The organism is Streptomyces sp. NPDC104367, from assembly GCF_055583825.1.
The window spans coordinates 155399-168759 of the sequence record NZ_JBVJND010000013.1 but is presented as its reverse complement, the minus strand read 5'-3'; the positions used below and the strand labels follow the sequence as shown (position 1 = coordinate 168759).

12 protein-coding genes are annotated in these 13361 nt (G+C 72.8%); 6 read left to right on the top strand and 6 right to left on the bottom strand.

Annotated elements, in window-relative coordinates:
* Positions 1 to 6: 6 nt before the first annotated feature.
* Positions 7 to 477 (bottom strand): winged helix-turn-helix transcriptional regulator, encoded by a 471-nt coding sequence (locus tag ACZ619_RS21205; protein ID WP_469601008.1) that lies wholly within the window; start codon positions 475 to 477, stop codon positions 7 to 9.
* Positions 478 to 592: 115 nt separating this feature from the next.
* On the opposite strand from ACZ619_RS21205, the gene ACZ619_RS21200 reads away from it, so the two are divergent.
* Positions 593 to 1765 (top strand): thiolase family protein, encoded by a 1173-nt coding sequence (locus ACZ619_RS21200; RefSeq protein ID WP_469601006.1) that lies wholly within the window; start codon positions 593 to 595, stop codon positions 1763 to 1765.
* A 137-nt stretch (positions 1766 to 1902) separates the two neighbouring features.
* Here the strand turns inward: ACZ619_RS21200 and ACZ619_RS21195 are convergent, their stop codons facing one another.
* Positions 1903 to 2664, bottom strand: a complete 762-nt coding sequence (locus ACZ619_RS21195; RefSeq protein WP_469601003.1) for a TVP38/TMEM64 family protein — start codon at positions 2662 to 2664, stop codon at positions 1903 to 1905.
* A gap of 333 nt (positions 2665 to 2997) precedes the next feature.
* On the opposite strand from ACZ619_RS21195, the gene tuf reads away from it, so the two are divergent.
* Positions 2998 to 4167 (top strand): elongation factor Tu, encoded by a 1170-nt coding sequence (gene tuf, locus ACZ619_RS21190; RefSeq protein WP_469601000.1) that lies wholly within the window; start codon positions 2998 to 3000, stop codon positions 4165 to 4167.
* Between the two features lie 108 nt (positions 4168 to 4275).
* On the top strand, positions 4276 to 5121 hold the full coding sequence (locus ACZ619_RS21185) for a spermidine synthase (RefSeq protein WP_469600998.1): 846 nt from the start codon (positions 4276 to 4278) through the stop codon (positions 5119 to 5121).
* On the opposite strand, the gene ACZ619_RS21180 is transcribed toward ACZ619_RS21185, so the two are convergent.
* From ACZ619_RS21180 to ACZ619_RS21170, 3 genes are all read right to left on the bottom strand, one after another.
* A complete protein-coding gene (locus ACZ619_RS21180; RefSeq protein ID WP_469600996.1) occupies positions 5083 to 6387 on the bottom strand; it encodes an MFS transporter in 1305 nt (434 codons plus the stop codon). The two genes, ACZ619_RS21185 and ACZ619_RS21180, sit on opposite strands and share 39 nt — an antisense overlap.
* 69 nt (positions 6388 to 6456) lie before the next feature.
* Positions 6457 to 7458 (bottom strand): DUF8017 domain-containing protein, encoded by a 1002-nt coding sequence (locus ACZ619_RS21175; protein ID WP_469600994.1) that lies wholly within the window; start codon positions 7456 to 7458, stop codon positions 6457 to 6459.
* Between the two features lie 69 nt (positions 7459 to 7527).
* Positions 7528 to 8430, bottom strand: a complete 903-nt coding sequence (locus tag ACZ619_RS21170) for a DUF8017 domain-containing protein (protein WP_469600991.1) — start codon at positions 8428 to 8430, stop codon at positions 7528 to 7530.
* 87 nt (positions 8431 to 8517) lie between these two features.
* On the opposite strand from ACZ619_RS21170, the gene ACZ619_RS21165 reads away from it, so the two are divergent.
* Positions 8518 to 8955: a DUF4442 domain-containing protein gene (locus tag ACZ619_RS21165; RefSeq protein ID WP_469601241.1), complete on the top strand. Its 438-nt coding sequence runs from the start codon at positions 8518 to 8520 to the stop codon at positions 8953 to 8955.
* 355 nt (positions 8956 to 9310) lie between these two features.
* Here ACZ619_RS21165 and galU read toward each other — a convergent pair whose 3' ends face one another.
* On the bottom strand, positions 9311 to 10261 hold the full coding sequence (gene galU / locus ACZ619_RS21160; RefSeq protein ID WP_469600988.1) for a UTP--glucose-1-phosphate uridylyltransferase GalU: 951 nt from the start codon (positions 10259 to 10261) through the stop codon (positions 9311 to 9313).
* Between the two features lie 429 nt (positions 10262 to 10690).
* On the opposite strand from galU, the gene ACZ619_RS21155 reads away from it, so the two are divergent.
* Positions 10691 to 12634 (top strand): RICIN domain-containing protein, encoded by a 1944-nt coding sequence (locus tag ACZ619_RS21155; RefSeq protein WP_469600986.1) that lies wholly within the window; start codon positions 10691 to 10693, stop codon positions 12632 to 12634.
* A gap of 136 nt (positions 12635 to 12770) precedes the next feature.
* The gene (locus ACZ619_RS21150) at positions 12771 to 12950 is read left to right on the top strand and encodes an SDR family oxidoreductase (protein WP_469600983.1); all 180 of its coding nucleotides are present in this window, start codon (positions 12771 to 12773) and stop codon (positions 12948 to 12950) included.
* Positions 12951 to 13361: the final 411 nt, after the last annotated feature.

Below are 13361 nucleotides of genomic sequence, written 5' to 3'. Positions count from 1 at the left end.
GGGCGGTCAGGCGGCGGACGGTCCGGTGACCGTCCAGCCCGGGGCCTGCGGGTGGGCCGTCAGGTCCTCGTGGCGGACCGGGTCGCCGCAGGCCGCGCAGGTGACGACCGGGACGAGGTCGTCGCCGCAGCTGTGCCCGATCACCATGGGACGGTCGCCGTCCTGGTGGAGATGGCGGTCGCCCCAGGCCATCAGGGTCATCAGGACCGGCTCCAGTTCGAGGCCCGCCCGCGTGGGCCGGTACTCGAAGCGCTGCGGGCGCTCGCTGTAGGCGCGCCTGGTGAGGATCCCGGCGTCGACGAGCCGGCGCAGCCGGGTGGCCAGGATGTCGCGCGGGGCCCCGATGTTGCGCGCCAGCTGGTCGAAGCGGCCGTTGCCGAGGCACACCTCCCGAAGGATCAGCAGGGAGTGCTTCTCGCCGACGAGTGCCAGGGTGTCGGCGATCGAGCAGGGGCGGGGGTCTCTCGGTGCGGCCATGGAGGTCAGTCTAGAGCCGGTTCCCCATAGGGTTTGATTTTCCAACTCGCGGGGTTATGGTGGGTCCGGATTTCCTACTCACCAGTAGTCGAGACTGGCAAACGAGGTGCCCGAGATGCGTGACGCAGTCATCGTCGAAGCCGTACGCACGCCCGTCGGGAAGGGCAGGCCCAACGGCGCGCTGGCGCACGTCCACCCCGTCGAACTCCTCGCCCACACCCTGCGCACCCTCGTCGAGCGCTCCGGCGTCGCCCCGGCCCTCATCGACGACGTGATCGGCGGCACCGTCGACCAGGTCGGCGAGCAGGCCATGAACACCACCCGCTACGCCGTCCTGTCCGCCGGACTCCCCGAGACGGTCCCGGCGACCACGGTGGACCGCCAGTGCGGCTCCTCCCAGCAGGCCGTGCACTTCGCGGCCCAGGGCGTCATGTCCGGGGCCTACGACATCGCGGTGGCCTGCGGCGTCGAGTCGATGAGCCGGGTGCCCATGTGGTCCAACGTCCCGGCCGGCAAGGACCCCTTCGGCCCCGGAGTCGCCGCGCGCTACCCGGAGGGCCTGGTGCCGCAGGGCATCAGCGCCGAGCTGATCGCGGCGAAGTGGTCCATCGGACGGGAGCGGATGGACGACTTCGCCCTCTCCTCGCACCACCGGGCGGCGGCCGCCTGGGAGGCGGGGCTGTTCGACGCGGAGGTGGCGCCGCTGGACGGCGTGGCCCGGGACGAGTCGGTACGGCCGGACACCACCGCGGAGGTTCTCGCGGGACTCAGGCCCGCCTACTACGACCCCGGGTTCGCCGAGCGGTTCCCGCAGATCGAGTGGAACGTCACGGCGGGCAACGCCAGCCCGGTCAACGACGGGGCGTCGGCGGTGCTGGTCATGGCCGGTGAGACCGCGGCGCGGCTCGGACTGCGGCCGCTGGCCCGGCTGCACGCGGCCGCCGTCACCGGCTCCGACCCCCTGCTCATGCTGACCGGTGTGGTTCCGGCGACGGAGAAGGTGCTGCGCAGGGCCGGGCTGGGGCTCGGGGACATCGACCTGTTCGAGGTCAACGAGGCGTTCGCCAGTGTGGTGCTGGCCTGGCAGCAGGAGACGGGGGCGGACCTCGCCAGGGTGAACGTGCACGGTGGGGCCATCGCCCTGGGGCACCCGCTCGGGGCGAGCGGGACCCGGCTGACCACGACGCTGGTGCACGCGATGCGGGAACGCGGCGCTCGCTTCGGGCTCCAGACCATGTGCGAGGCGGGTGGGCTGGCCAACGCGATGATCCTGGAGGCGGTTCGGTAGGCGGTTCGGTAGGCGGTTCGGTAGGCGGTGGGGTGCCTTGTGGGGTGCCGCGCTGTGTCGTCGTGCGGCCGCGGGGCCGTCGGGGCTGGTCGCGCGGTTCCCCGCGCCCCTGACGGGGCGCTCGGCAGTCGGGTCGGCTACTTTGCGCGGAGGTGGTGGCGTTTTCTCCAGGCCACCACCGCGCCCGCCACCGCCGGGACGACGATGGCCGCCACCGAGACCAGGAAGACCGGGGACGTCGGCGTCGAGGCCCGGGCGCCCGCCACGACGTACGCGGCGACGTTCGGGACCGAGCCGAGGGCCGTGGCGACGAGGAACGGGGCGCAGCGCATGCGGGAGACGGCGGCGGCGTAGTTCGCGGCCCAGAACGGGACACCGGGGAACAGCCGCACCGCCAGCATCGAGCGGAAGCCGTGCCTGCTGAACTGGTTGTCCGCCGCCGTCAGCAGACGGCCGCGCAGCAGCGGGCGCAAGGCGTCCTGGCCGAGCATCCGGCCGAGCGCGAAGGAGATCCACGCGCCGAGGACGGTGCCGGCCATGGCGGCGCCCATGCCCAGGGCCGAGCCGAAGAGCGCGCCGGCCGCGAGGTTCAGGAACGGCCGCGGTACGAACGCCACGGTCACCAGGGCGTACGCCACGGTGAAGACCACCAGCGCGGTGGCGCCCTGGGCCTGCGGCGGCCAGCCGTGCGTCATGAGCTTCTGGGGCTCGAAGAGCAGCACCGACGCGCCGCCCGCCGCGAGCAGGGCGACCAGCAGGGAGAGGCGCGACCAGGGCGACAGCAGCAGTCTCGTGCACCGCGCGGTGAAGGCCGGCGGCGCGGGTACGGCGACGGGAAGCTCCGTGGCGGCGGCCCGGGGAGAGGCCGTGGCGGTGCCAGAGCGGTTGGCATCGAGCATCCGGTGACAGTAACCGAAGCGGATGTGTGATCGCCGTACGGACGCCGTCCATCGGCCGAACCGGCGGCGTGGAAAACCGTTCGACGCGGGGAGACGGGTCGGTCATGATCTGTGTCATGTTCCGGTTCGCCTTCCTCGTCGCAGCACCCGCAGTCGCGGGTGCGCCGAAGGCTGCCGTCCCCGTGTTCACGGCCGCTGTCGACGGCGCCCGAAGCTGACCCTCTCCGGATCGTCCGGCGGACCCCGCAGGGGGAGGGTCGGCCAGGTCACCGGGGTCCCAGCGTCTCGCCCTGACGAGGCGTACCACCGCAGTACACGCTTCGAGGTACAGCCATGCCCAAGACGGCGTACGTCCGCACCAAACCGCATCTCAACATCGGCACGATGGGCCATGTCGACCACGGCAAGACCACCCTGACCGCCGCCATCACCAAGGTCCTCGCCGAGCGCGGCACCGGCACCTTCGTGCCGTTCGACCGCATCGACCGGGCCCCCGAGGAGGCCGCCCGCGGCATCACGATCAACATCGCGCACGTCGAGTACGAGACCGACACCCGGCACTACGCGCACGTGGACATGCCGGGTCACGCCGACTACGTCAAGAACATGGTCACCGGCGCGGCGCAGCTGGACGGGGCGATCCTCGTCGTGTCCGCGCTCGACGGGATCATGCCGCAGACCGCGGAACACGTGCTGCTCGCGCGGCAGGTGGGCGTCGACCACGTGGTGGTGGCGCTGAACAAGGCGGACTCCGCCGACGAGGAGCTGGTCGAACTCGTCGAGCTGGAGGTCCGCGAGCTGCTCAGCGCGCACGGCTACGGCGGCGACTCCGTACCCGTCGTACGGGTCTCCGGACTCAGGGCGCTGGAGGGCGACCCGCGGTGGACGGCGTCCGTGGAGGCGCTGCTCGACGCGGTGGACACCTACGTGCCGATGCCGGAGCGGTACCTGGACGCGCCGTTCCTGCTGCCGGTGGAGAACGTGCTGACCATCACCGGGCGCGGCACGGTCGTGACCGGCGCGGTGGAGCGGGGGACCGTGCGGGTCGGGGACCGGGTCGAGGTCCTCGGCGCGCGGACCGAGACCGTCGTCACCGGACTTGAGACCTTCGGGAAGCCGATGGACGAGGCGCAGGCCGGGGACAACGTGGCGCTGCTGCTGCGCGGGGTGCCGCGGGACGCGGTGCGCCGGGGGCACGTGGTCGTGGCGCCGGGCAGCGTGGTCCCGGCCCGCCGGTTCTCCGCGCGGGTGTACGTCCTGTCGGGGCGCGAGGGCGGCCGTACGACTCCGGTCGCGACCGGGTACCGGCCGCAGTTCTACATCCGTACGGCGGACGTGGTCGGGGACGTCGACCTCGGCGGGACGGCGCTCGCCCGGCCCGGGGACACGGTGGAGATGACCGTGGAGCTCGGGCGGGAGGTGCCGCTGGAGCCGGGGCTCGGCTTCGCGATCCGCGAGGGCGGCCGCACGGTCGGGGCGGGCACGGTGACCGCCGTGGAGTGAGACCGGGGTGAACGGGGAACCGCGGACCGGCGCCGGCCGGTCCGCGGTTCCCCGCGCCGCTCGGGCGGCTCCGCGCGTCGGGCAACGGGCGCACCCCACAATGGAGAAGTGAACGATTCCATACCCGTCGTCCGTGTCACCGAGCACGGCACCGCCAAGCTGATGCCCGACGTCGACCGGGAGCGGGCCTGGCTGCTGACCGTGGACGGGGCTCCTCAGTCGTACGTCGATCTCGACGAGCCGACGTATCTGGAGTTCGAGTACGCGCGCCGGCTCGGGTACGTGCTGGACGCGGTGGCGGCGGCCGGGGAGCCGCTCGACGTCCTGCACCTCGGCGGCGGCGCGCTGACGCTGCCCCGGTACGTGGCGGCGACCCGGCCCGGCTCCCGGCAGGACGTCGTGGACGCTGACGGGGGGCTGCTGGAGCTGGTGACCGAGCATCTGCCGCTGCCGGACGGCGCCGGGATCGCGCTGCACGCCGCCGACGCGCGCGGCTGGCTGGAGGAGGCGCCCGCGGACTCGGCCGACGTGATCGTCGCCGATGTCTTCGGGGGGTCCCGGATCCCCGCCCATCTGACCTCGCTGGGTTACGCGCGCGAGGCCGGGCGGGTGCTGCGCGGTGACGGGGTCTACCTGGCGAACCTCGCGGACTCCGCGCCCTACGGCTTCCTGCGCTCCCAACTCGCCACGTTCGCCGTCGTGTTCGAGGAGCTCATGGTCATCGCCGAGCCCGGGGTGCTGCGCGGACGGCGGTTCGGGAACGCGGTGCTCGTCGCCTCCCACCGGCCGGTCGACGCGGGCGTCCTGGCCCGGCGCACGGCCGCCGACGCGTTTCCGGCCCGGGTCGAACACGGCCCGTCGCTGCGGGAGTTCGTCGGTGCGGCCCGACCGGTCGAGGACGCGGACGCCGTGCCGTCACCCGAGCCCCCCGGCGGAGCGTTCGGTATCGGGTGATTCGCTGCGGGCGGCGACCGGCACCGAACGCCGGGTGAGGTTGCGGACGTCCGGGACGAGGAGCACCGCGGCCGTGACCCCGGCGATCACGCAGGCGCAGCCCCACAGGGCCGGCCCCCGGCCGAAGGCGTCCTCGGCGGGCCCGGCCAGCGCGGTCGCCGCGGGCAGCAGCGAGAGGGAGCCGAACCAGTCGTAGGCGGAGACCCGGGAGAGCTTCTCCTCGGGGATCTCCTGGTGCAGCGCGGTCATCCAGGAGACGCCGAAGACCTCGACCGTCGTGCCGGCGACGAACATCACGGCGTACAGGACGCCCACCGGGACGGGGACCGCGAGGGCCGCGGAGGGCAGCGCCAGCGGGAAGATGCACAGGGTGCCGACGAACAGCAGGCGGCGGGGCTTCCAGCGGGTCATCAGCAGGGCGCCGGCCACCGTGCCCGCGCCGAACGCGGCCAGGGCGAGGCCCCAGGGGCCCGGCCCGCCGAGGCTGTCGCGGGCGACCAGCGGGCCGTAGACCGCGTCGGCGGCGCCCAGCACTGCGTTCGCGATCGAGAACTGAAGGACGACGCCCCACAGCCAGGGGCGTCCGGTGACCTCCCGCCAGCCGTCCCGCAGATCCGCCAGCATCCCGGCGCCCGGAGCGCGCGGCGGGATGTGGCCCACGTCCAGGAAGGAGCGGAGCGTACCGGCGACCGCGAAGGCCGCCGCGTCCACCGCCAGGACCCAGCCGGGGCCGACCGCCGCCACCAGCGCGCCGCCGAGCGCCGCGCCGCCCAGGGCCGCGCCCTGCATCGCCATCCGGAACACGGCGAACGCGCGGCCCGCCTGTTCGCCGCTGACCGTGGACAGGAGCATGCCCTCCGCCGCCGGGCTGAAGAACGCCTGTCCGGTGCCGCCCAGGGCGGTGAGCAGCATCATCTGCCAGAGGCGGGGCTCACCGGCCAGCACCAGCAGCGCGAAGGCGCCCTGGGAGAGGAAGTTGAGGGCGTTGGCGGCGACCATCACCCGGTGGCGGGGGAAACGGTCCGCCACCGCGCCGCCGATGAGCAGGAAGAGGACCAGCGGGAGGGTGCGGGCGGCGGCCACCAGGCCGACGTCCCCGGCGTCGCCGCCCGCGCCCAGGACCGCGAACGCGGCGGCGATCAGGGAGCCGTTGGCGCCCAGGCTCGTCACGATTGCCGCCGCGGTCAGCAGGCCGTAGTTGCGGTCCGCCCAGGCGGGGACGCGCGGGCGGGCGGGGGTGCCGGGGGAGTCGGAGGCGGAGGTCACCGCCCGACTATCCCCGGCGGGGGGCCGGCTTGCCAAACCGATCGGTGCGCTTCCGGCCCCCTGACCTGCTCAGCTTCCGGTCGGGGTGCCGTGCAGCCGGACCGTGCTCAGGATCTTCATGATCGTCGCGGTGGGGACCTCGCCGGTCACGCCCGTCGCACCGTAGAAGTCCCACGACACGAAGTCACCGGCCGAGTTCTTGAAGCCGAACGTGATCGCCTTGCCGTCGGTCACGCACTTGCCCGTGGTGGGGTTGTTCTTCGAACTCGCCCAGGCGTAGGCGCCCTTGATACCGGACTTGGTCGTGTAGTCGGTGGCCTTCTTGTCCCAGGTGAGGCTCTTCTTGTCCGGATAGGTGTACCCGCCGTACACCCACCAGGGGACCTCCCTGACGGCCGCGTCGCCCGCGCTCGTCGCACCGCTCTCGCCCTTGGTGCCCACCGCGGCCAGGGCCGTGTCCGAGGTGTTGCCGTCCTTGTCGTCGTCGCTGGTGCACCACTTCGACTTGTACTGGGCGGGCGCCGACATCGTGATGATCGGCTTGCCCTTCTTGTCCTCGAAGCCGATGGAGGTGCCCGTGGTCAGGACCTCCCAGTCGGCCGGGACGTCGAAGGCGGTGCCCCACTTGGGGTTCACGACGGCCTTCCAGCCCGCGATCGTCGGCTGCACGGTGTCGTCGTCACCACGGGTGCCGTCGTCCGTCGAGGCGGACGGGGAGACGGTCGGCGAGGCGGACGGCGACTGGGTGGACCGCTGGTCCTTCCCGCTGTCCGCCGTGTCGTCCTTCTTGCCGCCGAGCACCAGGTAACCGGTCACCCCGGCGGCCACCACGACGGCCGTGGCCGCGATGACCGCGACCAGCTTCGTGCGGTTGCCGCCGCCCCCGCCGCCCTGCGGTGCGCCCGCCGGTCCCGGCGGACCCCACTGCGGCTGCTGCCCGTGCCCGCCCGGCTGCGGGTACTGCTGGTAGCCGGGTTGCTGGTACGGATTCGGCTGCTGGTAACCCGGTTGCTGATACGGGTTGTTCTGCGGGTACTGCTCGCCCCCTGGCGGCTGCTGTTCTGGCCACATGGCTCGTAACCCTAGTCCTGTCCAGGACACGGTTCGGTCACCGGTCCTCGGCGGGGACGTACCGATACGTCAGCCGGACGGGACGTCGTAGAGCCGTACCGTCGAAAGGATCTTGCGGACCGTGGTGTCCGGGACCTCGTCCGCGACGCCCTTCACCCCGACGAACGACCAGGACACCAGGTCGCCGTCCGGGTCCTTGAAGGCGAAGGTGGTGGCCTTGCCGTCGGTGTCGCACTTGCTCTTCCTGGTCACCCCGGACGACTGCGAGGTGGCCATGCTGCCGGTGATGCCGGAGGCGGTGGTGTACGAGGTGACGGTGCCGATGTCGATCTTCTTCAGGTCGGGCTGGGCGTAGAGGCCGAAGACCCACTGCGCCGAGTCGTTGCGGGCGATCTGCTGCGGGCTCTTCGCGCCGTTGTTCCGGCGCGAGCCGGTGTCGGCGAGCGGGACGTAGTCGACCGTGCCGTCCCGGTCGGTGTCCGAGCCGCACCACTTCTCCTCCAGGACGGCCGGCGCCTTCATGGCGATCAGGATGTCGTCCTCGTCACCGTCCCGGACGGCGTAGGTGACCCAGCCCGTGGACTGCGGGGCCCACTGGGGCGGTACGTCGAAGGCGATCCCGGTGTCCGGGTTCGCCACCACCTTCCAGCCCGCGACCGTCGTCCGCGGGCCGCCGTCCGTGCGCGGCGCGGTGGACGCCGAGGCGCCGGCCGACGCGGTGGGGGAGGTGGTCGGGGCGGGAGCGGGATCGTCCTTGCCGCCGAGCATCAGATAGCCGGTCACGCCGGCCGCCACCACCACGGCGGCCGAGGCGGTGAGCGCGACCGCCTTCGTGCGGCCGCCGCCCGCCGGGGGCCGGGGCTGCTGCGGCGGCTCCGCGAGGTACGGGTTCGGCTGGTGATAACCCGGCTGCTGGTAAGGGTTGTTCGGTGCGTTCTGCCCGCCCGACGGCGGCTGTTCCCCTGGCCACATGGGGCGTCACGATAACAATGATCATCGCACCGCTCTGGCCAGGCTCTGCTACCCGTGAGTAACATGCCCGTCATGAGCACTGACCAGATGTCGATCGGCGAGATGCTCGCCGCCACCGTCCCGATGGTGCGGACCCTCAACCTGGAGTACCTGGAGACCACTCCGGAGCGGGCCGTGCTGTCCCTGCCGGACCAGGGCGACTTCCACAACCACATCGGCGGCCCGCACGCCGGCGCGATGTTCACCCTCGCCGAGTCCGCGAGCGGCGCGATCGTCCTCGCCGCCTTCGGCGACCAGCTCTCCCGGGCCGTGCCGCTCGCCGTCAGCGCGGAGATCGCCTACAAGAAGGTCGCCCTCGGTCCGGTCACGGCCACCGCGACCCTGGGGCGCCCGGCCGCCGACGTCGTCGCCGAACTCGACGCGGGCCTGCGCCCCGAGTTCCCGGTCGCCGTCGCCATCACGCGCGCGGACGGCGCCGTCACGGGCGAGATGACCGTCGTCTGGACCCTGCGCCCCAACGGCTGACCACCCGAACGACGGCCAAGGCTCGAACGACGGCCAAGGCCCGTCCGACTGCCGCGTCCCACCCGGCGGCCGAGCCCTGTCCGACTGTCGAGTCCCGGCCGGCGGCCGTGTCCCGCCAGGCTGTCGAGCCCCACTCGTCAGCCGTCAGCCGTCAGCCGTCAGCCGTTCGTCCGGCGTCAGTCGTCAGCCGTCAGTCGTTCGTCCGGCGTCAGTCGTTCGTCCGCCCGGCGTCTGCCGCCCAGCGTTCGCCGTTCGCCGTTCGCCGTTCGCCGTTCGCCGTTCGCCGTTCGCCGTGCGGAGACGGCGGGCGGGGCGAGGGCCGCCGGACCCTCGCCCCGTCCCTCGCGGGGGCCGTTCAGGCGGCGCGGCTCTCGGTCCGCCCGGCCCCGTCCTCCTCCAGGCCGGCCACGAACCCCTTGAGCCACCTGGTGAACTCAGGCCCCAGGTCGGGGCGTTCGCAGGCGAGCCGGACCACTGTGCGCAGGTAGTCGCCCTTGTCGCCGGTGTCGTAGCGCAGTCCGTCGAAGACCACACCGTGCACCGTGCCGCCCGCGGCCAGCTCCTGGAGCGCGTCGGTGAGCTGGATCTCGCCGCCCCGGCCGGGCGCGGTCCGCTCCAGCACCTCGAACACCTGCGGGTCGAGGACGTAGCGGCCGATGACCGCGTAGTTGCTCGGCGCGTTCTCCGGGTCGGGCTTCTCCACCAGCCCGGTCACCCGGACCACCCCGTCCTCGCCGGTCCGCTCGACGGCGGCGCAGCCGTACAGGTGCACCTGCGACGGGTCGACCTCCATGAGCGCGACGACGCTGCCCTCGAAGCGGTCCCGGACCTCCAGCATCCGGCTGAGCAGGGTCTCCCGGGCGTCGATCAGGTCGTCGCCGAGGAGCACCGCGAAGGGCTGGTCGCCCACGTGGTGCTTGGCGCACAGCACCGCGTGGCCGAGGCCGAGCGGGTCGCCCTGGCGGATGTGGTGGATGTCGGCGAGCCGCGCGGGATCGCGTACGGCGTCCAGCCGCACGGTGTCGCCCTTGGCGGCCAGCGCCTGCTCCAGCTCGAAGGCGTTGTCGAAGTGGTCCTCGATGGCCCGCTTGTGCCGGCCGGTGACCATCAGGATGTCGTCGAGCCCGGCCTTGGCGGCCTCCTCGACGACGTACTGGATGGCCGGCTTGTCGACGACCGGCAGCATCTCCTTCGGCGTCGCCTTGGTGGCGGGCAGGAACCGGGTACCGAGCCCGGCGGCCGGGACGACGGCCTTGCGCACCGGCCTGGGGGACGTGGGGGCGGATGTGGAGTGGGGGGCGATCATGCCCCACATGCTCGCCCACGGGGATGAGAGCGGGCCGGGAGAAACATGGGAGACGGCTGTGGAACGCATCGTTCCGGCTTGTGCGCCCGCGGTGGTCGTGCCCGCGGCCGTCCGGGAGTTGAAGATTTCGTGTGACATCCGGTCCGCCGTGCTCACAAGTTGAACCTGTGCGCCCGCTGAATGCAATCCAGCTGTGGATACCGGCAGTAACTTTTCTGAATTCCCAGGACTCTGAACTTCGGTCACCCGAACTTCTTGTTCCCTGTGAGGCGCGTGTGCGAAGGTGAGCCTCTCCGCGGGAGGGTCCTCGGGCCGGTAGGGCTGCGCAGTCGGCCGTTATGGGCTCGAAAAGGTACGCACCAATCAGGCACTGCATTCCACAGGGCGCCATTTCGCATGCCGTCCTGCGGGCCGGGAGGAAATGGTTCCGTGCAATCCCCTTACCCCCCACGACCGCCGTACCCGCCCCGCCCCGGTGCGACACCGGGGGAGTCCGACCGGGACCTCCTCGCCCAGCTCACCGCGGCCCCCGCGGCCAGGCACCACGCGGTCGCCCTGCTGCTCGCCCGGCACTGGCGCGCCACCTGCGAGTACGCCGTCGTCTGCCTCGCCGCCGGGACCCCCGCCGCGCAGCTGGTCGCCTCCGCCGCCTTCGAACGGGTCCTCGGCCGGCAGGCCCGCGGGGCGTTCGGCGGCGCGCTCCGCCCGCAGCTGCTCGTGGCCGTAAGGGATACGGTCCGCGCGTGGGCCGCCGACGAAGCGATTTCCGTCGTCGTACCGGAACTGCGCAAAACCGCCGGCGGACGCGGGCTCAGTGCCGCAGGATCCGGCACACCGGAAAGGAGGCAACTCGCCGAGCGCGCATTCCAGTCCCTTCCCGGTGCCTCGCAATGCCTGCTCTGGCACATCGAGGTCGAAGCCGAACCCATAAACATACCTGCTGGTCTGTTGGGGGTCGACGAGGGAACCGCGAGTGCCGCCCTCGACCAGGCCCGTGAACAATTCCGGTCCGGTCTGGTGCGTGCCCACAGGGAACTCGCGCCCTCGAAGGAATGCCGCTTCTACAACCGTCTCCTCGACGTCCCCATGCGCCGGGGCGGCCGGCTGCTGCCCGACGTCCGAAGCCATCTGACGGCGTGCCGCCACTGCCGGCACGCCGCCGAGCAGCTCGGTCACTTCGACGGCGGCCTGGAGGTGCTGCTCGCCGAGACCGTGCTCGGCTGGGGCGCCCGCCGCTACCTCGGCTCGCGGCCCGGCCGCGGCGCCGTCCGGGCCTGGCCGTCCGGCTCCGAACCCGAGGGCGCCGCGGCCTCCGGCGGACAGCACGGCACCGCCTCCGCCGGAAGACGCCGCAGCGTCTTTGACGGCAGGCGTCACCCGGCCTCCGACGGCAGGCGTCGCACAGTCTCCGACGGCAGGCGTCGCACAGTCTCCGACGGCAGGCGCCGTAAGGTCCTGCTGGCCGGTGCCGGCCTGGTCACCCTGCTCCTGCTCGCCACCGTGCTGGCGGCCAGGAGCTGGTCCGACGACAACGGCGTTCCGCACCCCGGCACCACCAGCTGGGGAGCCCCCGGCGACGGCACCGCCCGCCCCGGCCCCCGGGTGGACCCGCCCGCCTCCGGCGCCTCCCCGTCCCCGGCCTCCGCCGGCGAGCCGGTCGGGATCGCCCGCGGAACGCTGCGCAGCCTCCGCGCCGGGCGCTGCCTGGAGGTGCACGGGGGCGGCCCGCGCACCGGCGCGGAACTGCGGCTCGGCACGTGCTCCGGCGCCGGTTCGCAGCAGTGGTCGTACCACGGTGACGGCATGCTCCGCAGCGCGCTCGACCCGGCTCTCTGCCTCACCGCCGACCCCGGCACGCGCGCCGTCCTGCTCGACGGCTGCCTGGTGCACGCGGGGGAGGTGTCGTACGACCTGGCGGCGGGCGGCGAGATCCTGTCGCGCTGGGACCGGCACCTCGCGCTCGTCGCGGACGCCGCGCACGTGGCGCCGGCCCGGCGGGACCACTCCGCGGAGCAGCGATGGGAGCTGGACGCGGCCGACGGCGCGGCGCTCCCGCGGGCCACGCACCCCGCGTCGCCCGGACCGGAGGAGGAGGGCGGGAAGGCGACCTCCGTGCCCGCCTCCTCCCCGGAGCCGGAGCCGGAGCCGGAGCCGGAGCCGGAGTCGGAGCCGGAGGAGAGCACGCGTGGACCTCGGGAGTCCCACCGCACCCGGGTCGCGCAGGCCGGAACGGCCCACCGGCCCGTCCCGGTGACGTCGCCCGCACCCGGCGGGCCCGTGCACGCCCTCACCGGAACGGCCGATGACGTCCTCGGCTCCGCGCCGGACACCGCGACGCACGCGGAGGACGAAGTGGGCGTTCTGCTCCGGTAGTTCGGGTCGGAGCCGGAGCGCCTCCCCGCGAAGTGGCCCTCCGATCAGCGCTCTTGCCGACTCCTGACCGTGCCTTCTCCAGATCGTTGATATGGGTGGGCCGGGCACCAGGGCACCAGGGCACCCGGGCACCAGGATGTCGCTGCGCCCCGGGGAGACCGACGCCGATCGCGCGGCCCGCCTGGCCGCGACGGTTCCGATCGCCCGCGTCGCGACCACGGACGAGATCGTCAACGCGGTGCCGTGGCCGGCGTCCGACGAGTCGAGCTTCGTCGTCGGCCACGACCTCGTCGCCGACGGTGGCGTCACCGGCTGACCCCACCACCCGGTTCAGGGAACCTCTCCCTACCAGGAAGGACGTGTGCACACCGACCCGCTGCGCAACTGAATTCCTCCGCGCCGGTCCGCACCCCGCGGAAGTGGTCCAGCGCGCGGGCCTGCCCGGAGTCAGGATCTCCCGCCGTTTGTTTCAAGGGTTTACGAGAATTTTTCCCACTGTGTGTTTCATTTGAAGTAATACAGTTGGCGACAGGTTTTTGTCAGGCTTGGCTCGGAGTTGGTGCAGGAAAGCGCGCGGCGGGATTCCGGTGTGCCGCGTTCGAGCCAGCGGATCCAAGTCATCGGGAATTTACAGAGCTGGGCGCGGCCGCACCCCGCGTTGCGCACGGGTGAGTAGCGGGTGAATGCCCCAGGCGCTTTGACGGGGTTGTGGCGGTGTGGTGCCCGT

Bases quoted from the DNA above. Each gene is read 5' to 3' on its own strand.
- ACZ619_RS21205 (WP_469601008.1), bottom strand. From the start codon at position 477: ATGGCCGCACCGAGAGACCCCCGCCCCTGCTCGATCGCCGACACCCTG.
- ACZ619_RS21200 (WP_469601006.1), top strand. From the start codon at position 593: ATGCGTGACGCAGTCATCGTCGAAGCCGTACGCACGCCCGTCGGGAAG.
- ACZ619_RS21195 (WP_469601003.1), bottom strand. From the start codon at position 2,664: ATGCTCGATGCCAACCGCTCTGGCACCGCCACGGCCTCTCCCCGGGCC.
- tuf (WP_469601000.1), top strand. From the start codon at position 2,998: ATGCCCAAGACGGCGTACGTCCGCACCAAACCGCATCTCAACATCGGC.
- ACZ619_RS21175 (WP_469600994.1), bottom strand. From the start codon at position 7,458: ATGTGGCCAGAACAGCAGCCGCCAGGGGGCGAGCAGTACCCGCAGAAC.
- ACZ619_RS21170 (WP_469600991.1), bottom strand. From the start codon at position 8,430: ATGTGGCCAGGGGAACAGCCGCCGTCGGGCGGGCAGAACGCACCGAAC.
- ACZ619_RS21165 (WP_469601241.1), top strand. From the start codon at position 8,518: ATGTCGATCGGCGAGATGCTCGCCGCCACCGTCCCGATGGTGCGGACC.
- galU (WP_469600988.1), bottom strand. From the start codon at position 10,261: ATGATCGCCCCCCACTCCACATCCGCCCCCACGTCCCCCAGGCCGGTG.
- ACZ619_RS21150 (WP_469600983.1), top strand. From the start codon at position 12,771: ATGTCGCTGCGCCCCGGGGAGACCGACGCCGATCGCGCGGCCCGCCTG.